At 68.4% G+C, this 19,349-nt stretch carries 26 protein-coding genes, 1 tRNA gene and 1 pseudogene; 11 read left to right on the forward strand and 17 right to left on the reverse strand.

Annotated elements, in window-relative coordinates; translation table 11 throughout:
- Positions 1–38 precede the first annotated feature (38 nt).
- The 6 genes from KBY96_RS09850 to KBY96_RS09875 form a co-directional block, all read right to left on the reverse strand.
- On the reverse strand, positions 39–212 hold the full coding sequence (locus KBY96_RS09850; RefSeq protein ID WP_254979195.1) for a DUF2256 domain-containing protein: 174 nt from the start codon (positions 210–212) through the stop codon (positions 39–41).
- Positions 196–825, reverse strand: a complete 630-nt coding sequence (locus KBY96_RS09855; protein ID WP_254979196.1) for a DUF938 domain-containing protein — start codon at positions 823–825, stop codon at positions 196–198. Before KBY96_RS09855 ends, KBY96_RS09850 begins: the two co-directional genes overlap by 17 nt.
- A 14-nt stretch (positions 826–839) precedes the next feature.
- Positions 840–1,679, reverse strand: coding sequence for a tryptophan synthase subunit alpha (gene trpA / locus KBY96_RS09860; RefSeq protein WP_254979197.1), 840 nt, complete (start codon positions 1,677–1,679; stop codon positions 840–842).
- 31 nt (positions 1,680–1,710) lie between these two features.
- Positions 1,711–2,046, reverse strand: coding sequence for a DUF3007 family protein (locus tag KBY96_RS09865; protein WP_254979198.1), 336 nt, complete (start codon positions 2,044–2,046; stop codon positions 1,711–1,713).
- Positions 2,043–2,300, reverse strand: coding sequence for an NAD(P)H-quinone oxidoreductase subunit L (locus KBY96_RS09870; RefSeq protein WP_396122312.1), 258 nt, complete (start codon positions 2,298–2,300; stop codon positions 2,043–2,045). Before KBY96_RS09870 ends, KBY96_RS09865 begins: the two co-directional genes overlap by 4 nt.
- 48 nt (positions 2,301–2,348) lie before the next feature.
- Positions 2,349–2,426, reverse strand: a tRNA-Leu gene (locus tag KBY96_RS09875).
- 249 nt (positions 2,427–2,675) lie between these two features.
- Here KBY96_RS09875 and KBY96_RS09880 point away from each other — a divergent pair.
- Positions 2,676–2,834 (forward strand): hypothetical protein, encoded by a 159-nt coding sequence (locus KBY96_RS09880; RefSeq protein ID WP_254979199.1) that lies wholly within the window; start codon positions 2,676–2,678, stop codon positions 2,832–2,834.
- On the opposite strand, the gene thiD is transcribed toward KBY96_RS09880, so the two are convergent.
- Positions 2,803–3,654: a bifunctional hydroxymethylpyrimidine kinase/phosphomethylpyrimidine kinase gene (thiD, locus tag KBY96_RS09885; RefSeq protein WP_254979200.1), complete on the reverse strand. Its 852-nt coding sequence runs from the start codon at positions 3,652–3,654 to the stop codon at positions 2,803–2,805. The genes KBY96_RS09880 and thiD overlap by 32 nt on opposite strands.
- Before the next feature lie 34 nt (positions 3,655–3,688).
- On the opposite strand from thiD, the gene KBY96_RS09890 reads away from it, so the two are divergent.
- Positions 3,689–4,768 carry a calcium/sodium antiporter gene (locus tag KBY96_RS09890; RefSeq protein WP_254979201.1) on the forward strand — a complete coding sequence of 360 codons (1,080 nt, stop codon included), beginning with the start codon at positions 3,689–3,691 and terminating at the stop codon, positions 4,766–4,768.
- A gap of 6 nt (positions 4,769–4,774) precedes the next feature.
- On the opposite strand, the gene KBY96_RS09895 is transcribed toward KBY96_RS09890, so the two are convergent.
- The 3 genes from KBY96_RS09895 to KBY96_RS09905 are packed head-to-tail and all read right to left on the reverse strand — an operon-like array spanning position 4,775 to position 7,349.
- Complete coding sequence (locus KBY96_RS09895; protein WP_254979202.1) at positions 4,775–5,479, reverse strand: TrkA family potassium uptake protein; 705 nt, start codon at positions 5,477–5,479, stop codon at positions 4,775–4,777.
- Positions 5,479–6,906, reverse strand: coding sequence for a TrkH family potassium uptake protein (locus KBY96_RS09900; protein ID WP_254979203.1), 1,428 nt, complete (start codon positions 6,904–6,906; stop codon positions 5,479–5,481). The genes KBY96_RS09895 and KBY96_RS09900 overlap by 1 nt, the downstream gene beginning before the upstream one ends.
- Positions 6,903–7,349 (reverse strand): hypothetical protein, encoded by a 447-nt coding sequence (locus KBY96_RS09905; protein ID WP_254979204.1) that lies wholly within the window; start codon positions 7,347–7,349, stop codon positions 6,903–6,905. The genes KBY96_RS09900 and KBY96_RS09905 overlap by 4 nt, the downstream gene beginning before the upstream one ends.
- A gap of 45 nt (positions 7,350–7,394) precedes the next feature.
- Here KBY96_RS09905 and KBY96_RS09910 point away from each other — a divergent pair, with 45 nt between their 5' ends.
- Together KBY96_RS09910 and sepF are read left to right on the forward strand one after the other, a co-directional pair.
- The gene (locus KBY96_RS09910) at positions 7,395–8,621 is read left to right on the forward strand and encodes an NAD(P)-binding protein (RefSeq protein ID WP_254979205.1); all 1,227 of its coding nucleotides are present in this window, start codon (positions 7,395–7,397) and stop codon (positions 8,619–8,621) included.
- Positions 8,602–8,886, forward strand: a complete 285-nt coding sequence (gene sepF, locus KBY96_RS09915) for a cell division protein SepF (RefSeq protein WP_254979206.1) — start codon at positions 8,602–8,604, stop codon at positions 8,884–8,886. Before KBY96_RS09910 ends, sepF begins: the two co-directional genes overlap by 20 nt.
- Before the next feature lie 29 nt (positions 8,887–8,915).
- Here the strand turns inward: sepF and KBY96_RS09920 are convergent, their stop codons facing one another.
- Positions 8,916–9,152: a hypothetical protein gene (locus KBY96_RS09920; protein ID WP_254979207.1), complete on the reverse strand. Its 237-nt coding sequence runs from the start codon at positions 9,150–9,152 to the stop codon at positions 8,916–8,918.
- A gap of 131 nt (positions 9,153–9,283) precedes the next feature.
- On the opposite strand from KBY96_RS09920, the gene KBY96_RS09925 reads away from it, so the two are divergent.
- Entirely contained in the window at positions 9,284–9,427 is a 144-nt protein-coding gene (locus KBY96_RS09925) for a chlorophyll a/b-binding protein (protein WP_254979208.1), read from the forward strand.
- Positions 9,428–9,668: 241 nt separating this feature from the next.
- On the opposite strand, the gene KBY96_RS09930 is transcribed toward KBY96_RS09925, so the two are convergent.
- Positions 9,669–10,292, reverse strand: a complete 624-nt coding sequence (locus KBY96_RS09930) for a hypothetical protein (protein ID WP_254979209.1) — start codon at positions 10,290–10,292, stop codon at positions 9,669–9,671.
- 128 nt (positions 10,293–10,420) lie between these two features.
- Between KBY96_RS09930 and KBY96_RS09935 the strand changes: the two genes are divergently transcribed.
- From KBY96_RS09935 to KBY96_RS09950, 4 genes are all read left to right on the forward strand, one after another.
- Complete coding sequence (locus KBY96_RS09935) at positions 10,421–10,933, forward strand: NADPH-dependent FMN reductase (RefSeq protein ID WP_254979210.1); 513 nt, start codon at positions 10,421–10,423, stop codon at positions 10,931–10,933.
- 38 nt (positions 10,934–10,971) lie between these two features.
- Positions 10,972–11,799, forward strand: coding sequence for a pirin family protein (locus KBY96_RS09940; protein ID WP_254979211.1), 828 nt, complete (start codon positions 10,972–10,974; stop codon positions 11,797–11,799).
- Positions 11,796–12,272, forward strand: a complete 477-nt coding sequence (locus KBY96_RS09945) for a Hepatitis C virus core protein (RefSeq protein ID WP_254979212.1) — start codon at positions 11,796–11,798, stop codon at positions 12,270–12,272. Before KBY96_RS09940 ends, KBY96_RS09945 begins: the two co-directional genes overlap by 4 nt.
- 103 nt (positions 12,273–12,375) lie before the next feature.
- The gene (locus tag KBY96_RS09950; RefSeq protein WP_261358308.1) at positions 12,376–12,666 is read left to right on the forward strand and encodes a hypothetical protein; all 291 of its coding nucleotides are present in this window, start codon (positions 12,376–12,378) and stop codon (positions 12,664–12,666) included.
- Between the two features lie 31 nt (positions 12,667–12,697).
- On the opposite strand, the gene KBY96_RS09955 is transcribed toward KBY96_RS09950, so the two are convergent.
- Together KBY96_RS09955 and KBY96_RS09960 are read right to left on the reverse strand one after the other, a co-directional pair.
- The gene (locus tag KBY96_RS09955; RefSeq protein ID WP_254979213.1) at positions 12,698–13,192 is read right to left on the reverse strand and encodes a DUF2808 domain-containing protein; all 495 of its coding nucleotides are present in this window, start codon (positions 13,190–13,192) and stop codon (positions 12,698–12,700) included.
- Between the two features lie 77 nt (positions 13,193–13,269).
- Positions 13,270–14,483 (reverse strand): annotated as a pseudogene (locus KBY96_RS09960) (glutathione S-transferase family protein).
- A 73-nt stretch (positions 14,484–14,556) separates the two neighbouring features.
- Here KBY96_RS09960 and KBY96_RS09965 point away from each other — a divergent pair.
- Positions 14,557–14,727 (forward strand): hypothetical protein, encoded by a 171-nt coding sequence (locus KBY96_RS09965; protein WP_254979214.1) that lies wholly within the window; start codon positions 14,557–14,559, stop codon positions 14,725–14,727.
- A 109-nt stretch (positions 14,728–14,836) separates the two neighbouring features.
- Here the strand turns inward: KBY96_RS09965 and KBY96_RS09970 are convergent, their stop codons facing one another.
- Positions 14,837–15,178 (reverse strand): P-II family nitrogen regulator, encoded by a 342-nt coding sequence (locus tag KBY96_RS09970; RefSeq protein ID WP_254979215.1) that lies wholly within the window; start codon positions 15,176–15,178, stop codon positions 14,837–14,839.
- A 296-nt stretch (positions 15,179–15,474) separates the two neighbouring features.
- Between KBY96_RS09970 and KBY96_RS09975 the strand changes: the two genes are divergently transcribed.
- Positions 15,475–16,956, forward strand: coding sequence for an ammonium transporter (locus KBY96_RS09975; protein ID WP_254979216.1), 1,482 nt, complete (start codon positions 15,475–15,477; stop codon positions 16,954–16,956).
- A gap of 177 nt (positions 16,957–17,133) precedes the next feature.
- Here KBY96_RS09975 and hemN read toward each other — a convergent pair whose 3' ends face one another.
- Positions 17,134–18,498, reverse strand: coding sequence for an oxygen-independent coproporphyrinogen III oxidase (hemN, locus tag KBY96_RS09980; protein WP_254979217.1), 1,365 nt, complete (start codon positions 18,496–18,498; stop codon positions 17,134–17,136).
- 74 nt (positions 18,499–18,572) lie between these two features.
- The gene (locus KBY96_RS09985; protein WP_254979218.1) at positions 18,573–19,262 is read right to left on the reverse strand and encodes a biliverdin-producing heme oxygenase; all 690 of its coding nucleotides are present in this window, start codon (positions 19,260–19,262) and stop codon (positions 18,573–18,575) included.
- Between the last annotated feature and the right edge of the window lie 87 nt (positions 19,263–19,349).

Here is a 19,349-nt window from a genome sequence, read left to right on the forward strand (position 1 = left end):
ACCGCCACTCACCCACAGCCACTCCCCACCGCCCCTGATCAGGGTCCGTCCTGCTCCAGCCGTTGCCGGTTGGCTGGCCGGCGGGCCTCGCTGCGGCAGCGGTTGGAGCAGTAGCGCACCTCCTCCCACACGTCCTGCCACTTGCGGCGCCACTGAAACGGCCGGCCGCAGACGGCACATAGCTTGGTGGGGCGATCAGCGTGGTGGGGCATCGCCTCGGCTCTGGCGCCTGAACACCAGCATGCGGTTGTTGGCTGGCATCGGCGCATCGGCCCGCAGCTCCAGGCCCAGAGCCGCGGCCTGGCCGATGAGGTCGCGGGCATCGCGCACCCCCATGGCCGGATCGATGGCGCGCAGGTGGGCATCGAAGGCGGCATTGCTGGGGGCAGTGTGGGCCTCCCCATCCCGGAACGGTCCATAGAGCAGCAGCAGAGCGCCGGGGGCGAGCACCCGGGCCGCGCCGGCCAGCAGCTGGGGCACGGCGGAAGCCGGCATGATGTGGCACGTGTTGGCCGTGAACAGCGCATCGAAGGGGCCGGCAGGCCACTGCTCCGGCCGGGTCACATCCAGCTCCAGCGGCTCGGCGATCACCGTTCCCGCTGCCAGAGCGCTGCTGCCCTCCAGCCGCAGCCGCTCCTCCAGATCGTTGAGAGGGGGCAGGTCGCTGGGCTGCCAGTGCAGGCCAGCCAGGTGGCGGGCCATGTGCACGGCGTGCTGACCGCTGCCCGAACCCACCTCCAGCACCCTGGCCGACGCTGGCAGCCAGGCCCTGAGCAGCTCGAGGATGGGCTGCTGGTTGCGCTCACAGGCGGCGGAGAAGCGCATCGTTCCGTTGCCCTTCAGCGATCGAGGCCGGCCCGCAGCTCGGCGCAGACGTGGCCAGCGGCCTCGGCAATGGCACCGGCATCATCGCTGTGCTGGTGGGCCGCCGTGGCCATCGCCTTCACCAGGGCGCTGCCCACGATGGCGCCATCGGCTCCCCACTGGCGCACCTGGCGGGCCTGCTCGGGGCCGGCGATGCCGAAGCCCACAGCCACCGGTGTGGGGCCCAGCTGCTTGAGCTGCCGCACCAGCGCCTCCACGCGCGACTCCAGAGTGGTGCGCACGCCGGTGACGCCGGTGACGCTCACCAGATAGGTGAAGCCCCGGCTGGCGGTGTGAATGCGGGCCATGCGCTCCGCTGGGGTGGTGGGGGCCACGAGCAGCACCAGATCCAGCCCGGCGGCGCTGGCGATCGCCGAGAGTTTCTCGGCCTCCTCGAGGGGCAGGTCGGGCACCACCAGGCCGGCGGCGCCGGCGGCGGCGGCCTCCCCGCAGAAGGCCTCCATGCCGCGGTTGAGCAGGGGGTTGCTGTAGGTGAACAGCACCACGGGGATCTGCAGCTCGCCCCGGAGCGAAGCCAGCATCTCCAGCACCCGGGCCGGCGTGGTGCCGGAGGCCAGGGCACGGCTGGCGGCGGCCTGGATCACCGGACCATCGGCCAGGGGATCGCTGTAGGGGATGCCCAGCTCCACCAGGTCGGCCCCCTGGGCCTGGAGGGCCAGCAGGGTGGCCCGGGTGGCGCCCAGGTGGGGATCCCCCGCCATCAGAAAGGGCATCAGGGCGCAGCGCCCCTGCTGCTGCAGCCGGCTGAAGCGCTGCTGGATCGGGGTGGGGGCGGCGGTCACAGCAGCGGACACAGGAGCGGAGAAGGAGCGGGCTGCTGCGAGCCTATGCCTCGCCACCCTCGGAGATCTGGCCCGTTTCGCGCAGCAGCCGCTCCTGATCCTCAGGGCTCAGAGCGGCAAACTTCTTCTCCAGTTCCTCGCTGGTGTAGGCGTCATAGGCGTCGCGGTAGGTACGCCGCTGCTGCATGTAGGTCATGTTGCCTCCCACAGCCCGCACCAGATAGGTGGCTGTCCAGCCGAGCACCAGCAGCATCAGCAGGGCCGAAGCGGCGATGCCGGCCGAGAAGCCCTCGAATCCCCCCAGCTGCAGAAGGGCGTAGCCAGCGGCCCCCAGGCCGAACACCGCCAGCCCCACCAGCAGCGACTGACCCTTGGTCATCGGGAGCCCTGGCCGGCCATGCGCAGGTTGATGAACGGCGAGAACAGGATCAGGCCGGGGAAGAACAGGAACACCAGCCCGTACACCCCGAAACGCTCGAGTTTGCCCATCACCATCCAGCGCTTCACCATCCAGGCGTAGAGCGCGAGGGGGATCACCACCAGGTAGGTGCCGGCGAGCACCGCGTAGAGGGCGATCACCAGCAGGGTGTCAGGCGAGAGGCCCAGCACGGAGGGCACGGTCAGGGCGAGCAAGGCACTCGGGGCGAGGGGATCGGAGAGAGGGTGGGGGCGTGTGACGGGTGGTGCGCCCGGCGGGATTCGAACCCGCACTGGGGTCATTTTAAGTGACCTGCCTGCTACCGATTGGGCTACGGGCGCGGGATGGGGCCGATCGTTCGGTTCGAATCGTCCTGATCGAGTGTATGGGTGCTGGTTCGGTGATCCCATGCGCCACCCTGCCACCAACCGGTACTGTGAGTGCACTCGGTTGAAGCCGGCGGTGAACCCCGCGCAGGCCGATCCAGCACCCAACCTTCCCCTGCGCTTCCTGGGGAAATCCCAGTGTGTCGCGCGTCGACCCTGGGGTCCAGCGGTGCGTCATCCATATCGCAATCAACGTCCAGATCCATGTTCATTTTCAATCGCTCCATGGCGTCCAACCCCCATCCCAGCCGTCCCCACACCGTGCGCAGTGAGGTACCCCTCTCCTGCCCGATCCGCAGGCCCTTCCACCGGCCCGGCGCTGAGAGCCCGCTCACCTGGGAGGAATTGCTGGGTCGGCGCTGAGCGCCAGGCTGGCGTGCCAGTGACAGAGAGGCCCCTGGCCTGAGCCGATCGCCAGGGCGTGGCGCAGGCCGCCCTCCACATAGCGCTTGGCCGCCATCACCGCCTCGGGCATCGCCAGGCCCAGGGCCAGGTGGGCGGTGATGGCGGCCGACAGGGTGCAGCCGCTGCCGTGGGTGTGGGGGGTGTCGATGGCGGGCGATTCCAGCCAGTGCAGCTCCCCACCGCTGCAGAGCAGGTCCACACCCCGCAACGCCGGGATGCCGGCTCCCTTGATCAGCACCGCGGCCACGCCCTGCTCAGTGAGGTCCAGAGCCGCCGCTTCCATGTCGGCGCGACCTTCAACCAGCCGGCCGCTGAGCAGCCCGGCCTCGTGCACGTTGGGGGTGATCAGGCTGGCCAGGGGCAGCAGCGCCCCCATCGCCGCGATCGCCTCGCCCTCCAGCAGCACCGCCCCGGCCTGCGACACCATCACCGGATCGATCACCCGGGCCACCGGCAGCGGCGCAATGGCGGCGGCTGTGGCCTCAATCAGCTCGGCGTTGAGCAGCATGCCGGTTTTCAGCGCCGCCACCGGCAGATCGCGGCACACCGCCGCCACCTGGGCGCTCACGGCCGCGGCCGGCAGGGCATCCACCCGCTCCACCCCGCAGGTGTTCTGGGCGGTGATGCAGGTGATCGCCGTGCAGCCGTGCACCCGCAGGGCGGCGAACGTCTTGAGATCGGCCTGAATGCCGGCGCCGCCGCCGGAGTCGCTGCCGCCGATGCTCAGCGCCGCCGGCGGTCGCAGCACCTGGGCCGGCTGCAGAATTGGAGAGGTCATCGGTGCCATTATTGGCGGCCGCTTCCCGTTGCTGATGCCACTGCTCCCAAGCCTGGGCGCGATCCTTGCGGGAATCGTGGTGCTGTTTGCCGGAGGTGAACTGTTCGTGGGCGGTGCCGCGGCCCTGGCTCTGATGCTGGGCATCCCCCAGATCGTGGTGGGACTCACCGTGGTGTCCCTGGGCACCAGCGCTCCGGAGCTGTTCGTGAGTCTGCTCGCGCTGTTCAAGGGCGGTGAGGCCACCGCCCTGGCCGCCAGCAACGTGGTGGGCAGCAACATCTTCAACGTGCTGGTGGTGCTCGGCCTCAGCGCCCTGGTGATGCCCCTGCGGGTGCGCAGCCGCCTGGTGCGCCGCGATGCTCCCCTGGTCATCGCCGTATCGATGGCGGTGTGGGGCATGGCCTCGGGCGGCAGGCTCACCTGGCAGGCCGGTCTGGCCCTGCTGGTGGGCCTGGCGATCAACATGGTGTGGGAGATCCGCACCGCGCGGGAGCATCCCGAGGAGACGGAGATCGACGTCGATATCGCCGCTGGGCAATCGTCCTCCAGTTCCCTGCTCAAGCTGGCCCTGGGGCTGGCGCTGCTGGTGCTGGGCTCCTATGTGCTGGTGCGCGGCGCCACCACCGCCGCCGTGATGCTGGGGATGAGCCAGACCCTGATCGGTCTGACCATCGTGGCCGCCGGCACCTCCCTGCCGGAGCTGGTGACCTCCCTGGTGGCGGCGTACCGCGGCAGCGGCGACCTGGCCATCGGCAATGTGGTGGGCAGCAACCTGATGAACCTGATGCTGATCCTGGGGCTGTCTGCCCTGGCCTCGGGTCCAGGCGGTCTGCCCGTGGACCCGGTGATCGTGCAGCGCGATCTGCCGTTGATGGTGCTCGTCTCCCTGGTCTGCCTGCCGATCTTCTGGACCAAGGGCTGCATCACGCGCCGGGAGGGGGCCCTGCTGGCGGGGCTCTATGTCCTTTACCTCACAGAGCAGCTGCTCAGCAGCACGGCGCCCTGGGCCTCGGATGGCTACCGGCAGGTTGTGCTGGTGGGGGTGATGCCCCTGGTGCTGGTGTTTCTGGTATGGCAGGTGCTGGCCTGGACGCGGGTGCGCCAGCGCAGCTAGCCACGTTCAGCGGCCGGGAAGTTTGGCAAGGTCTGTGGTGGTGCCCATCACCACCAGCAGCTGCCCCGACTGCAGCACATGGGTGGCGGGGGGATTCACCTTCAGGGCGTTGTCGGGCCCGGCGGCCAGCACGCTCACGTCATAGTTCTTGCGCATATTCAGTTCGCGCAGCGATTGGCCCACGAACGACTCAGGAACGCGGATCTCCTCGATCGCGTTGCGGTCGTCCAGGCGCAGCCGGTCGAGCAGGTTGGGTCGCACCAGCTCCATCCCCAGCCGTTTCCCCTGCATCTTCGAGGGAAACACCACCCGGTCGGCCCCCACCCGCTGCAGCATCTTCATGTGCAGGTCGCTGGTGGCCCGGGCGATCACCTGCCGCACCCGGCTGCCCTCGCTGTCCTTGGCGATCAGGGTGGCGGTGACGCTGGCCTCGATCGGCTCGCTCATCGCCACCACCACGGTGCTCACATCGAGCACACCGGCCTCGCGCAGGGCCTCCTCGTCGGTGCAGTCCACCACCCGGGCCTGGATGGAGGGATCCACCTGGCGCAGTTCATCCACCGCCCTCTGGTTGTTGTCGATGGCCAGCACGTCGCGGCCGGCGTCGCAGAGCTCCCGGCACACGGCGGTGCCGAAGCGGCCCACGCCAATCACCGCGAAGCCCCCTTCGGAGGTGCCTTCGGCCGGATTCCAGTGCCACCAGTTCGCCATCAGATGTAGAGCTCTTCGCGGGGATAGCCCACCCGGGGCTGGGGCCTGCTGCCATACAGAGCAGACAGCAGCAGCAGGATCCCCAGTCTGCCCACGAACATGCCCACCATCAGCACCAGCTGGCCCCAGCGGTTGAGCTGGGATGTCACCCCCAGATCCAGGCCCACGGTGCCGAAGGCGGACATGCAGGTGAACAGCCGCTCCAGGAAACTGAATTCGCTGCTGCCCGGCGCCCCCGTGCTGGAGGCTCCCAGTCCCAGCACCAGAGCCATCAGCAGCACGAAGATCAACGAGGCGATGGTCACGCCGATGGCCCGCAGCACCACGGTGGCGGGGATCTGGCGCTGGTGGATCACCACCTGCTCCCGGCCCTGGAGGGTGGAGCGGGTGGCGCCCATCAGGGTGGCGAAGGTGGTGGTCTTGATGCCGCCGCCGGTGCTGCCGGGGCTGGCGCCGATGAACATCAGCATGATCAGCAGCAGCAATCCGGCATCGGAGAAGGTGGCGGTGGAAAACACCACGGTGTTGAAGCCCGCCGTGCGGGCGGTGATCGACTGAAACAGAGTCACCTGCAGTTTCTCAGCCACATCCAGCGGTGCGATCACCCCGCCGATCGCGAACTGCTCGGTGAACAGCAGCCCCAGGGCCCCCACCAGGATCAGGATCAAACTGGAGCGCAGCACCAGCCGGGTGTGCAGGTTGAGCAGCTGCAGGCCGAGGCCGTGCCGCCAGCGGCGCAGCAGCCGGCGGCGGCTGCCCCAGAGGTCGTTCACCACCCGCCAGCCCAGCCCCCCGGTCACGATCAGCACGGCGATCACGCCGTTCACCACCGCGTTGTCGCGGTAGCGCACGAGGCTGTCGCTCCAGAGCCCGAAGCCGGCGTTGTTGTAGGCGCTGATGGCGTGAAACAGGGAGGCCCAGAGGCGCTCGAGCGGGTTGCTGATGTCGGCGAAGCCGAAGCTGTAGAGCACCGCGGTGCCCGCAGCCATCACGCAGGAGCCCGTGATCAGGATGCGGTTGAAGGTGGGGCCGATGCCGCCCACGCCGAATTCATCGAGGGCCCGGCCCCGGTCCAGCCGGGTGCGCAGGCCGCCGTGGCCCTGCACAAACCCCTGCAGGAAGGTGGTGATCGCCATCAGCCCCAGACCGCCGGTGATGATCAGGGCCGCCAGCACCAGCTGGCCGAACAGGGTGAGGTCCTGGCCCACATCGATGATCGACAGGCCGGTCACGGTGATGGCGGAGGTGACCGTGAACAGGGCCTCCCACAGCCCCACATCGGCGCGGGAGCAGAGGGGTGTGGCCATCACCAGGGTGCCCACGGCGATCACCAGGACACCGGTGACCACGGTGAACTGCGGCACCGTGAGCTGCTGGCGCCATTGTCCGGGCTCCAGCCAGCGGCGCCCTGCACGCGTGGAGCTCATGCGCCGCCAGGAGCGTCCACAGGCTGGCTGCCGGCCTGGCCGCCGCTCTGCTGGGAGGGCGGGCAGGGGCCGTCGCGGTCGGAGCGGAACACCAGGTCCAGCTCCGGCAGGTGGGTGTGCACCAGCTCCACCAGCCGCTCGAAGGTCTTCATGGTTTCCGGAGCCCGCAGCCCCATCGGCTCGCGGCTGAGCAGCACCAGTTCCAGGGCCCGACCGCCGGCCTGGGACTGGACATCGGCGAACAGCTGCATGCGCTGCACCTCGCCCCCCTGCCTGAGCAATGCGCCCAGGTGGGCCGGGGTGCGGTGATCCACCTCGGCACTGAGGGCATCGAGCACCGGAGCGAGGCCGTCGAGCAGCTCGGCGGACTGTGCGCGGCTCCCCGCAGAAGCAGCGCCGGGGCCCTTGCCGGTGGGCTTGAGAACCAGCAGAAACCGGGCCATGGCTGCCTTGATCGGCTAAGACGCTACTGCGTGCGCCCGCTGCGGATGCCTCGCTCCAGTTCCGAAGCGATTGCCGTGATCGGCGCTGGGGTGGCGGGCTGCGCCCTGGCGGCCCAGCTGCGGCGGCTTGGGCATGGTGGTGTGCTGTCGCTGTGGGAAACGGGTCGGGGGCCCGGTGGCCGCGCCAGCACGCGGCGCTCGCGCCGCGATGGGCAGCTGGCGCTGGACCATGGCGCTCCCCTGATGAACATCACCGCCGAGCCGGCGCCGGATCTGCTCGAGCCGCTGCTGGCGGGGGGCTGGATCGAGCCCTGGACTGGGCCGGTGGCGATGCTGGAAGGGGAATCGCGGCTCAACATCGGCCGCCCCGATGCCCTGGGCCTGGGCCGGCTCTACCGCGGCCGTGGCGGCATGGATCAGCTCTGCCAGGGGCTGTTGCACCTGGCAGGCGCCAGCACGGTGGACGCCCACTACGGCGTGCTGGTGCGCCACCTGGAGCGCTCGGCCAGCGGCCGCTGGCGACTGCTGGATGCCGGCGGGCAGCTGCTGGAGGAAACCGACTGGCTGGTGCTGAGCGGCACCCTGTTGGCCCACCCCCGCAGCCGGCTGGTGATGGACTGGCCCGAGGTGCCTCTGGAGAGGGCCATCCGTGGCGGTGACGATCTGCAGCTCGAGCATGCCCTCACCACCATCGCCGGCATCCGTTTCGAGGCCCGCACCAACCTGCTGCTGGTGTTCAGCGGTGCGGCCGCCGAAGCCTGGCGGGGGCTGCCGTTCACCCTGGTGGCCTTCGATGCGGCCGCCCAGCAGCGCTGGGGACTGCGGCGCATCAGTATTCAGCCCCTGGCCGATGGCCGCTGTGCCGTGGTGGCTCACTCCACCCATGTCTTCGCCGCCGACCATCTCGATGTGGTGGGCACTGGCTCGGCGGCGGCCCGCCAGCTGGGGCTGCCCCTGGATCAGGGCCGCGAGGACACCGTGATTGCCGCCCTCAGCGAGGCCCTGAGCCAGTGCCTGGCCCCCTGGATCGGAGGGTTGGACACCAGCCAGGCCAATCCCCGGCTGATGCGCTGGGCCGCCGCCTTCCCGCTGGCCCCCGGCCTGCCTCCCTCCCTGGCGATCTGCCCCTGGAGCCGGGTGGGTTTCTGCGGCGACAGCATCGACGGCGTGGGATTCGGCCGCATTGAAGGGGCCCTGCACAGCGCCGAGCGGCTGGCGGCATCGCTTCTAACCCCTGACTACCCTGAGCGCCATGTTCAGCCCCTTCGGTGACTGGCTGCCCGAGGTGGTGGTCTTCCATCCTCTGCGCTTCGAGGACGCTCAGCCCATCGTGCTGGCGGTGCGGGACAACAAGACCGCCCTGGTCCATGCCGGAGCCATGGACCGGCTTGAGGCCCAACGGCTGATCGACTTCGTGGCCGGCGGGGTGAGTGCCATGGACGGGCGGGCCGAGTGCCTCGATGACCTCACCTTCGTGTTCACCCCCGACATCGTGCAGCTCACCCGGGATGGCGGCGGCAGCGGCGCGGGCCGCTGATCAAGGGGCGGGCCTGCAGAGGGGTGGGTTCAGCGGGAGGCGGCCACGGTGCTGAGCTGCAGCCAGCAGCCTGCCGGTGCCAGCTTTTCCACCACCAGGGTCTGCTGGAGCTGGCGCGACGTCAGCAGCGCGAAGGCCTCAGCGGCATCGCGGCTCGCGAAACGCGCGGCCTGCACCTGCTGGGGCACGCTCTGCTCCCGCTCCACGTGGGCACGGACTCGGTATGGCCCCGTGCATGGGGCCTGATCGCTGGGCTCCTGATCCATGGCCAGGAGTCTGCAGGCGTGAAGGTCTCAGGGGCCCAGTCTTTGTCTTTTCCTCCGCTTCCGTCACTGCGACCCATCACCAAAATCCTTCACATGGTGTTACAGTTGTCGAAACACCTCGCAACACTTCCATGACCGACTCCACGTCCCGCTTCGGTTTCGTCGCTTTCGCCGAAACCTGGAATGGTCGTCTCGCCATGATGGGCTTCGTGATCGGCCTGGCCACCGAAGTGCTCACCGGCCAGGGCATCCTGTCCCAGATCGGCCTCGGCTGAACCAGGCACGGCTGGCCTCCATACACGCCAGCCATTCCCCGTTCATCAAGCCCCCTGGCGACAGTCCGGGGGCTTTTTGCTGTTGACTTTCCCTTTCCCGTTGATCCATGGCCGCACCCCAGGACACCCCGGCCAGGGTGGTGAAGCTGCAAATCCTGGCGGCGGTGCTTGTGCCGATGCTGCTGCTCTCGGTGTGGCTGCGCTCCCAGGGGTTCTGGTGAGGCCTTCGAGCAGCTTGCGTTCAGTCGCCGCAGCCTCGCTCGAACACGGTGCGACGCAGCTGGTCCAGCTCCGGGGAGGCGGGCGAGCGGCGATCGAAGAGCAGCGTCCAGGCCAGAGCCACATCCCCCTGCTCAAGCGCCTGCTCGAAGGCCGCCTGCCATGTGTCGGGATTGCTGCCCAGGGTTTCCAGCAACCGCACACTCTCCTGCATCCGCTGGGCGGATGCTCCCACCAGCTGCACGTGGGCAAATGCGTCCCGCCCCGCACCCACTGGCCGCAACTGCAGCAGCACCGGCTCGTCGGGCTCGATCGGCTCGGCGGGCCAGGCCAGCGGCGTGAGGATCGGGCGACTGCGGCTGCCGCGCTGCTGCCAGGGCGGCCGCTGCTGCCGCTGAATCTGCAGCTCCAGCAGCGGTTCCACCACCACCAGCATCGGCTCGGGGGTGAGCGCGATCCCATAGGCATCCACCCCGTCAAGGGGCTCGATGCGCGGGGCCACCACGCACACGGCCACCCCCGCCCCCTCGCCATTGGCCGCCACCGAAGCCGGATCCGAACAGCCGAGCATCAGCATCGCCATGCATGGTGCCAGCCAGGAGAGCCGCAGGGGCGGGGCGGCGCCGGGGTCACTGGCTGTGGCCATGGTTCAGCACCTGTCCAGGGGAGTCTGCAGCTGGGGCATCAGCGCCGTGGGCGGCCCTTGGCACACCATCAGCCAGTGGCACCCCATCAACCAGCCATCACTACCGTCCATCCTGCCGCTCCACTGCCATGACCGATCTGCTCGTGATCGCGGCCAGCAATGGCGAAAACCTCTCCCTGGCGGGCCGCTTCGCCGCCGCCGCCCGCCAGCAGGGTGAGGACGCTGAGGTGCTGGATCTCACGGCCCTGGACCTCCCCCTCTTCACGCCCCGCGCCCAGGCCATGGGCATGCCGGCGGGGCTGGCGGCCCTGCAAGGTCACCTGGTCGCCGCCTCCCGCTGGGTGATCTGTGCGCCCGAATACAACGGCTCGATCCCCCCGGTGCTCACCAGCGCCATCGCCTGGCTGTCGGTGCAGGGCGACGACTTCCGTGCCCTGTTCAACAACAGGCCGGTGGTGATCGCCACCCACTCCGGAGGCGGCGGCCACACGGTGCTGGTGGCCCTGCGGCTGCAGCTGGCCCACCTGGGAGCCCAGGTGGTGGGCCGGCAGCTGGTGAGCAACGGCACCAATCCGGCCAAGGACAGCTCCATCAGCGAGCTGGTGCAGCGTCTGCTCAGCCTTCCTGCTCCCCCCACCTGAGTCCACCTGATCGCGTCGTCCTTCCATCCCCTCCAGCCATGGCTTCCAGCAAAGCGGCCTCCACCAACGACCACGTCAGGGAATCCACGGATCCCCCAGCCACGGATCTCCCAGCCATCGACACCCCAGCCATCGACACCCCAGCCGATTGGGCGCCCCTGTTCCGGCCGGCCGCCGAGCGCTTCCACTCGCAGCTCGACTGGCTGGACAGCTGGCACAGCTTCTCCTTTTCCAGCCACGTGGATCCGGCCTGGATGGGGTTCGGGCCCCTGCGGGTGATCAACGACGACACGATCGCGGCGGGCCAGGGGTTCGGCATGCACCCCCACCGGGACATGGAGATCGTCACGGTGATGGTGGAGGGACAGCTCAACCACCGCGATTCGATGGGCCATGCCGAGGTGCTGCGGGCCGGCGAGGTGCAGCGCATGAGCGCTGGCACCGGCGTGGTGCACAGCGAAGTGAATGAAGGCAGCCAGCCCTGCCGGCTGCTGCAGATCTGGATCGAACCGGCTGCTCTGGCCATCCCTCCGGCCTACGAACAGAAGCCCTTCGAGATCGCTGCCGGCTGGACCCCCCTGCTGGACCCCGAGCGGCGCGACGGGGCGATGGCGCTCTGCCGGCCGGTGCACCTCTGGCGGGCCCAGCTCGGCCCCGACGCGGTGCTGGCCCTGCCCGCGCTGCCCGCCGGGGCCCAGGCGCCCAGCCATCACTGGCTGCAGCTGATCGACGGCTCGGTGGACTGGCAGGGCGTCACCCCCTTGCCGCTGCAGCGGGGTGACGGCCTGGGCTGGCAGACAGCCCGGAGTGGTGTGTTGAAGGCAGGCAAGATGGGCTCCGACCTGCTCCTGTTCGCGCTGCGATGATCCGGCCCGATCGCCCCCCGGCCCGGCCCCCGCTGGAGACCGCCTCGGGCGGGCGGCTCTCGATCGCCCGCTCCCTGGCGATGCTGCAGCCGCCCCGCGGCTACCGCGCCCTGGCCTGGTTGGGGTTGGTGGCCAATGTGCTGGCCATTCCGCTGGTTGTGGCTGTGATCCTGGGCCTGCCCACCTGGCGCACGGTGCACATCGCCGTGGGCTCGGCGGCCGTGCTGCCCACTGCGGCGGTGGGCATTTTGGCGTCGGTGGCCCTGCTCAAATGGCGAGCCTGGGGCCAGATTCTGGCCATCGTGGGCCTGTCGATGAGCCTGGCGGTGTCCATGCCCTATGGCATCGTGCGGCTGGCGATGCTGAGCGAGGGACGCCTGCTCACGGCGGTGCTCTGCAGCCTGGTGTGGACGGCGCTGATCGCCGCTTTGGTGTTCTGGTGCCGCCCCTGCATCCGCCGCTACCTGGTGTGAGCCCTTGGGCAGTGGTGCTGTCTGCTCCTAGAGATGTTGTGAAGGTGACAGTCTCAATCTGTCACAAGGGTGATGATCCGGTGAGGATGCACAGACAGGCGCGATGACGAACACCCTCACACCCGGTAACTTCCAGAGCTTCCCTGGGCGCCCCTCGCAGCGGGGCCACGTCCACCACGCCCAGCCCCACGTGCGCCGCTACCGGCTCGTGGATGGCCGCGGTGCCCCCCACCCGGTGCTTGACGATCTCTACGACTCCCTGGAGGCGGCCTGGGCTGAGGCCAGCCGCTGGTGGCAGAGCCACTGCGGCTGCAGCCAGGATCCGGTGGAGATCGGCGTGGAAGTGAGCACCGCCAGCGGTGAGTGGCGCACCCTGCGCTTCCCCGGTACCTGATGCGGCCTGGGCAGCCGAGCGCTCCAGGGGATCAGCGCCAGTAGCGCTCGTAGATCCGCAACCGCGCCGATCCCAGGGGCGTGGGGTTGGGGTTGGGACCATCCGGAAAGGCCGTCACCTGAAACAGATAGGTGCCCGCCACCGAGGGGTTGCTCCAGGGCTTGAGCACCACCGTGACCGTGGAGCCGGGAGCCACCGGTTCTGGGAAAACCACCCTCACCTCGCGTTCGTGCGCTGAGACTTCAGCTTCCACGGGGATGGCGTCGCCCCGGCTGCGGGGACGGCCCAGAAAGGCCCTGGTGCGCTCCGCGCTGAAGGGGCCAGCGCGGTCTGGACCTTCGCTCTGGCGGATCAGCAGGCCAGCGAGGGAGGCGCCGGCGGCCTCATCCAGTTCCACGCTGAAAAAATACTCAGCACTGGGATCGCCCACAGTCGTGCGGTAGCTCACCAGGTCCACCGTCCAGGGGGGACGGGCGAAGAACGTGGATCCCCTCAGCTCAACAGCCCTGGTGGCTGTGGCCGCCATCAGGGAGGCGACGAGGGAGGCGCCGAGCGCGGGACCGATCCGCAAACCGGGGCGGGCCATGGCAAGCCAGGTGGGCTTCACACCGTAGATCGGCTGTGCAGGAAAGGCTGTGGGTCCTGATCCCGGCGGTGTCGAACGGGAATCGGCTGGCCCTGGGCAGAGGGGGTGTGGGGATCGTGGCTGGCGGTGCTCTCCAGGGCGGCACGCTGATGCGATCACGCAGCTGGCGCAGGCCACCGGCGCTGCCCGCCGGTGGCGCGATCGTCTGGCCGCTGAGCAGCCCGCTGAGGGCGCAGCGCAGGGGCAGATCGAAGCCCTCGGCCCCCAGGGGATTGCGCTCCAGCAGGGTGACGCGATGGCGCAGCACCCGGGCCAGAGCGGTGGCGGCCGCCCCGGCCGGTGGGGCTTGGCTGGTTTCCGGATCCATGGCGGTGTCGTTCAGGATCGGCCAGGGGCCGTGATCGATGCGCTGCGCCAGGGCGCGCTGCTGCGCACTGCCGTTGGCGTGGCAGCCACCCATCTGCGGCGGCAGATCGTGGGCGTGGGTGTGGAAATCGCTCTGGGTGCCCAGGTAAGTGGAACGCTGCTCCAGGCCGCGGAACCAGCGGTCGATGGCCGGGTGCTGCCGGCGCAGCAGGAAGCCCTTGTAGTAGGCGAGCGAAGCGTTCATGCGCTCCACGTAGGGCACGAACACCAGATCGGCGGTGCCCAGCTCCTCGCCCAGCAGAAAGTCTCCCGGCCGGCTCTCGAGTGCCGTCTCCATCACCCCAGCCAGCTGCTGGAAGCGATCGCGGGCCCGCACGTCGGAGGCGGGGGGGTGGGGGTAGCAGAGCCACTCGCACCAGGCCCGGAACAGCTCCCGCTCCAGCCGGCGCAGGGGCAGCACGGCGCTGTCGTGCATGCCGGCACCGAAGCTGGCCTCCAGGGCCTCGATGATGCGGTCGCTCTCAGTGATCAGCTGCCCGTCGAGCTCCAGGGCCGGCAGCATCCCCGAGGGCACCAGCCGTCGGTACCAGGCCTCCTTCTCGCCGTAGCAGACCATCGTCACCTTGCGCACCCGGTAGGGGATGCGCCGCTCCTCCAGCCACAGCCACACCTTCTGGCAGTAGGGGCACCAGGCGTGGTGATCGCGGTAGAGGGTCACGCGCACGGCCGTCTCCGGTTGGCCGAACAGGCGCAGCAGGGCTCGGGGGCTGGTGGGGCCGTGGGCGGGATCAGCGCTGGAGCCTCCTGCCGCGGCGGCCTCGGCCAGCTCCGGGGGAACCAGGGCCTCCAGCTCGCTCCAGCTCAGGGGCAGGCCCGCACGCCCTGCGCCGGCCCCATTGTGGAGGTTCGGTTCTCCCACCAGTGCGTTTTGGGTTGCCATGTTCGACGCCTTCACCAAGCTGATTGCCCAGGCCGATGGCCTGGCTGCCATGGTGGCCGACAGCATCAAGCGGATGGATTCCTTCAACCGCATCACCCCCGGCGACGGCTCCGCTCTGATGAGCGATATCGGCACCAACTTCGATCGCGCCGCCGCCGTTGTGGGCTGAAGCTCACAGCCTCATCACGAAAAGGCCCGGGCTGTGTAGCCCGGGCCTTGTGGTGTTGCTTGTTCTGGGCTGCTGCTGGGCGCTGGGCAGGCTCAGCAACGGCTCTGCTTCAGGCCACGGTGGGCTCGCCGCTCTCGCCGGTGCGGATGCGGATGGTGGTTTCAACGGGCAGAACCACGATCTTGCCGTCTCCGACCTGGCCGGTACGGGCTGAGGTCTTGATGGCCTCGATCACAGCATCGACTTTGTCATCGTTGACAATCGTGGTGAGCATCACCTTGGACAGAAAGCGGGCATCCACTTTCACCCCGCGATACATCTCGGCGTGCCCCAGCTGCTGGCCGAAACCCTGCACTGAAGTGACCGTGAGGCCATTGATGCCAATGGCCACAAGGGCATCCTTGACCGGGTCGAGCTTCTCGGGGCGAATGACGGCTTGAATCAGTTTCACGCGATACCAGTGAAATCGGAACTTGTTTAGGGGCTGCGCCCCCTGCGGTCTGTAGCAATGGCAGCAGCCGCTGCAGGTCGGTCCTGCCCCCAACCTGGTGGGAGCCCTTGCCTGCACTTATGGCCATCCTGATAGGTGAAGCCCTTCACGTCAGCCTGATGGGTGCGGCAGGGCCGGAGCCTGGGTCCGTTTTGTAGCAATTCAAACACCAGTTGGGCCTGCGAGGCCGCATTGTCACTGCCGATGGATGTCGCAAGGGCATCCAACTCTCGTGCAGCCATCCTTCCGAACTGCCCATGACCATCGCTTCGCACCTTCCCAGGCGACCCAAACGCCTCAGGGACGTCAGTTTGTTGGATGCCCCCTCGCTTCTGTTGGGTCGCATTCATTCCCTCTCCTCCAAGCGCCTCACCTGGCTTGCTTGTGTGCCCCTGGCCCTCTTCGGCCTGGGTGTCTTCAACCTGTCTGCCCATGCGGCTGAGCTGCCGGAGCTCACCCCCGCCTTTCTGATAAACAACTTCTTCCTGTTTATCTGCGCGGTTCTGGTGATCTTCATGAATGCCGGCTTCGCCATGGTGGAAGCTGGGTTATGTCGTCAGAAGAATGCTGTCAATATCCTGTTCAAGAACCTTCTTGTCTTCGGCGTCGCCGTTACGGCTTATTGGTTCATTGGCTACAAATTGATGTACAACGCCGATTGGGTGATCCCCGGATTCCTCAAGTTTGGCGGGATCTTCTTCGACCCAACCGTCACCCCCGAAATGGTGACAGAAGGCTCGTTGGTGCCCAGTGTCGACTTCCTCTTCCAGGCAGCCTTCGCCGGCACTGCCGCCACGATCGTTTCCGGTCTGGTCGCTGAGCGCATCAAATTCCCGGAATTCGTGATTTTCTCTCTGCTCCTCGTGGGCATCGTCTATCCAATTTTGGGTAGCTGGCAATGGAACTTCCCCGATGAAACCGGCGCTGGTGGTGGCTGGCTCAGCACCCTCGGGTTCATTGATTTTGCCGGTTCCACCGTGGTGCACTCCGTGGGTGCCTGGGCCGGCATCGTGGGTGCCGCCCTGCTTGGTCCCCGCATCGGCAAGTTCGTGGGGGGCAAACCCAATGCCATGCCTGGCCACAACCTGGCCATTGCCACGCTGGGCTGCCTGGTGCTCTGGATCGGCTGGTATGGCTTCAACCCGGGCTCCTGGCTTTCCATGGCACCCGAAGTGCCCTACATCGCCGTCACCACCACCCTTGGTGCTGCTGGCGGTGCCATCTCCGCAACCCTGGCATCCCAGCTTCCCGGAATGGGGCCAGACAAGCGTCCTGGCAAGCCAGACCTCACCATGACCATCAACGGGATCCTCGCCGGCCTGGTGGGCGTGACCGCAGGTTGTGATGGCTTCTCCATGCCTGCCGCCTGGGTGGTGGGCTTCATTGCCGGCATCATCGTGGTGTTCTCGGTTGCCTTCATCGACAGCCTTCAGATCGACGATCCCGTCGGCGCCTTCTCCGTGCACGGCAGCTGCGGCATCTGGGCAACCCTGGCTGTGGGCCTGTTCAACATGGACAAGGGACTGTTGACCGGCCACGGTTTCGGCCAGCTAGGCATTCAGATTATTGGCGTTCTTGCCTATGCAACCGCTGCAATCGTTGCCTCCTGGATTCTCTGGTCGATTATCGGCGCCATCTTCGGTGGTCTGCGTGTTACCGAAGAGGAAGAGACCATCGGTCTCGACATCGGTGAACATGGCATGGAGGCCTATCCAGACTTCGCCCCCAGCGCGAAATAAGTCTCCGGAGCACACGTTGGTTCCAGGGTCCGCGGCGCTGCCGTGGACCTTTTTCATGGCCGTACCCACCAGAGAGGTCCAGGCTGGTGCCGGTGCGCAACGCGATCAACAGAGCAACGCTGGGCGGCTCTACAGGATGCAACTACCGCATCGAACGCTGAAGGCACCTGCCGCCGATCACACCAGCCGTGAGCCGCTGGCCCGCTGGCGCTGCTGGGGATCGAACACCGCTGCGATGGTGCGGATCAGCCAGCGTCCCTCGGTGGTGACGCGCACCCGCCCCAGCCCACCGCTCTGGCCGAGCTGCACCAGGCCGTCGGCGGCCAGGGCCTGCAGGTCGGCCCATTCCTGGCTGAAACGGCTCAGCTCGAGCTCCACCTGGAAGTGACACATCACCTCCTTGATCAGCTCACGCCGCTCGAGCACCTCCGCGTCCCACACCTCCAGACCCCGTTCCACCGGTAGCCGGCCGGCGGCCACGGTTGCGGCCCAGGTTTTGAGGTTGCGCTCGTTCTGGCAGGTGAGATGGGTGAACTGGCTGATCGCCGTGGGCCCCACCCCCAGCAGCTCCAGCTCACCACCGGTGGTGTAGCCCTGGAAGTTGCGGTGCAGCCGGCCCTCGCGGGCGGCCACCGCCAGGGCATCGCCGCTGAGGGCGTAGTGATCCATGCCGATGGCGTCGTAGCCGTGGCCGGTGAGCTGCCGGTTGGCGTTCTCCAGCATCGTGATGCGCTGCCGCTGGCTGGGCAGGTCTTCGGCGGCGATCTTGCGCTGCATCGGCAGCTGCTCGGGCAGATAGGCGAAGGAGAACAGGGAGATGCGATCGGGCCGCAGCTCCCGCACCAGTTCCAGGGTGGTGTCGAAGCGCTCCGGGGTCTGCAGGGGCAGACCGCAGATCAGATCCACATTCACGCTCTCGAAGGCGGCCTCCCGCAGCCACTGCATCGAGCGGCGCAGCTGCTCCTCTGCCACCACCCGGTTCACGGCGCGCTGTACCTCGGGATTGGCGTCCTGGATGCCGAAGCTGATGCGATTGAAACCCAGCTCCCGCAGCTGCAGGGCCTGGTCGCGGCTGAGGAATTCAGGATTCACCTCGATCGAGGCCTCCAGTTCGCTCTCCAGATCGAAGTGGTGCGCGATCAGCCCCCACAGCTGGGCCTGCTCCTCGGCGTTGAGGTAATTGGGCGTGCCGCCCCCCCAGTGCAGCTGGGCCAGGCGGCGCCGCTGGGGCATGGCCGCCGCCACCAGCTCCAGCTCCCGGGCCAGGGTGTCGAGGTAAGGCGCCACCACCTTGGAGCCCAGCTGGGTGGTGACCCGGTTGCAGCCGCAGTACCAGCAGGCGTGGCGGCAGAAGGGCACATGCACATAGAGCGAGAGGGGGTCCGTGCTGGCCTGGCCCAGCTGGGCGCGCAGCTGGGTTTCACCCACGGCGTCTGAGAAGGCGGCGGCCGTGGGGTAGCTGGTGTAGCGGGGAACGGGCCTGTCGTACTTGAGCAGCAGCTCAATCGGACTGGGGGCTGGGCTGAGGGTGGTGGCGGTCATCAACGGGAGCGGGGCGGTTGTCCGGAGGTGGGCGTTGGTGGAGGTGCTGGGTTCAGCGCTGTGGCTCTTCAGGCTCAGGCGAGCTCGCCCAGCTCGGCCAGCAGGGCCTGGGTGGCGTGGAAGGCCGCCTCGGCTTCCTCCAGCAGCTCCTGCTCCTCGCTGTCGCTGAGCTGCAACTGCTCGAAGCCGTGATGCAGGGCCGCCTTGAGTTCGGCAATGGGCCGCTCGAACAGCCAGAAGCTGGGGCAGGGCAAACCGTTGCGCTCCAGGATTGCTCCGGCCTGCTGGGCCAGCTGCTGCCCGCCGGAGAGATCGCCGCCATAGCGCACATACACATGGGCCATCAGCCGGTGCGGCGCCTGCAGGGCCAGGGCCCGCAGCTGCTCCAGCCACATCGCCCCAGCCGTCGAGGTGGGCGTGGGTGGCAGCACCTGCAGCGTGGCCACGTCGTGCTCCAGAGCGGCGCTGCGCGCCAGGCTCCGCCAGGGCAGATCGTGAGAGCCCAGCTGGGCCGCGGCGGCCGGCGCCTGCTCCTCGATCAGGCGATAGGCGGGCATTAGGGCCCGCAGCAGGGCCGCCAGCTGCAGCGGCGTGGCCTGGCCGGCGAGCAGGGCCTTGGAGAAGGCCATGCCCTCGGCCTGGTGGTGGGCCTTGCCGATGCGGGCGTGCAGCTTGCGCACCCGCGGGCCGAAGCCCTGGCGCAGCTGGGCATCGGCGCTGGTGGCGTGGTCGGAGATGGAGGCGCTGGTGGGCGTGAGGGTCACGGCGTGCGGAGTGGACGACAGCGCTCACGCTATAACGTTAGCGTTGTTCTGCAGTGTCGCGATGACGAAAGCGTTGCAGAGACGTCG

The organism is Cyanobium sp. ATX 6A2 (assembly GCF_024346355.1).
In the GTDB taxonomy this organism is placed as follows: Bacteria; Cyanobacteriota; Cyanobacteriia; order PCC-6307; family Cyanobiaceae; genus NIES-981.

Bases quoted from the DNA above. Each gene is read 5' to 3' on its own strand.
- KBY96_RS09890 (WP_254979201.1), top strand. From the start codon at position 3,689: ATGCCACTGCTCCCAAGCCTGGGCGCGATCCTTGCGGGAATCGTGGTG.
- KBY96_RS09975 (WP_254979216.1), top strand. From the start codon at position 15,475: ATGACCATCGCTTCGCACCTTCCCAGGCGACCCAAACGCCTCAGGGAC.
- thiD (WP_254979200.1), bottom strand. From the start codon at position 3,654: ATGACCTCTCCAATTCTGCAGCCGGCCCAGGTGCTGCGACCGCCGGCG.
- KBY96_RS09895 (WP_254979202.1), bottom strand. From the start codon at position 5,479: ATGGCGAACTGGTGGCACTGGAATCCGGCCGAAGGCACCTCCGAAGGG.
- sepF (WP_254979206.1), top strand. From the start codon at position 8,602: ATGTTCAGCCCCTTCGGTGACTGGCTGCCCGAGGTGGTGGTCTTCCAT.
- KBY96_RS09905 (WP_254979204.1), bottom strand. From the start codon at position 7,349: ATGGCCCGGTTTCTGCTGGTTCTCAAGCCCACCGGCAAGGGCCCCGGC.
- KBY96_RS09950 (WP_261358308.1), top strand. From the start codon at position 12,376: ATGACGAACACCCTCACACCCGGTAACTTCCAGAGCTTCCCTGGGCGC.
- KBY96_RS09965 (WP_254979214.1), top strand. From the start codon at position 14,557: ATGTTCGACGCCTTCACCAAGCTGATTGCCCAGGCCGATGGCCTGGCT.
- KBY96_RS09910 (WP_254979205.1), top strand. From the start codon at position 7,395: ATGCCTCGCTCCAGTTCCGAAGCGATTGCCGTGATCGGCGCTGGGGTG.
- KBY96_RS09865 (WP_254979198.1), bottom strand. From the start codon at position 2,046: ATGACCAAGGGTCAGTCGCTGCTGGTGGGGCTGGCGGTGTTCGGCCTG.
- KBY96_RS09940 (WP_254979211.1), top strand. From the start codon at position 10,972: ATGGCTTCCAGCAAAGCGGCCTCCACCAACGACCACGTCAGGGAATCC.
- KBY96_RS09850 (WP_254979195.1), bottom strand. From the start codon at position 212: ATGCCCCACCACGCTGATCGCCCCACCAAGCTATGTGCCGTCTGCGGC.
- KBY96_RS09945 (WP_254979212.1), top strand. From the start codon at position 11,796: ATGATCCGGCCCGATCGCCCCCCGGCCCGGCCCCCGCTGGAGACCGCC.
- KBY96_RS09955 (WP_254979213.1), bottom strand. From the start codon at position 13,192: ATGGCGGCCACAGCCACCAGGGCTGTTGAGCTGAGGGGATCCACGTTC.
- KBY96_RS09880 (WP_254979199.1), top strand. From the start codon at position 2,676: ATGTTCATTTTCAATCGCTCCATGGCGTCCAACCCCCATCCCAGCCGT.
- KBY96_RS09935 (WP_254979210.1), top strand. From the start codon at position 10,421: ATGACCGATCTGCTCGTGATCGCGGCCAGCAATGGCGAAAACCTCTCC.
- KBY96_RS09925 (WP_254979208.1), top strand. From the start codon at position 9,284: ATGACCGACTCCACGTCCCGCTTCGGTTTCGTCGCTTTCGCCGAAACC.
- KBY96_RS09900 (WP_254979203.1), bottom strand. From the start codon at position 6,906: ATGAGCTCCACGCGTGCAGGGCGCCGCTGGCTGGAGCCCGGACAATGG.
- hemN (WP_254979217.1), bottom strand. From the start codon at position 18,498: ATGACCGCCACCACCCTCAGCCCAGCCCCCAGTCCGATTGAGCTGCTG.
- KBY96_RS09920 (WP_254979207.1), bottom strand. From the start codon at position 9,152: ATGGATCAGGAGCCCAGCGATCAGGCCCCATGCACGGGGCCATACCGA.
- KBY96_RS09855 (WP_254979196.1), bottom strand. From the start codon at position 825: ATGCGCTTCTCCGCCGCCTGTGAGCGCAACCAGCAGCCCATCCTCGAG.
- KBY96_RS09930 (WP_254979209.1), bottom strand. From the start codon at position 10,292: ATGGCCACAGCCAGTGACCCCGGCGCCGCCCCGCCCCTGCGGCTCTCC.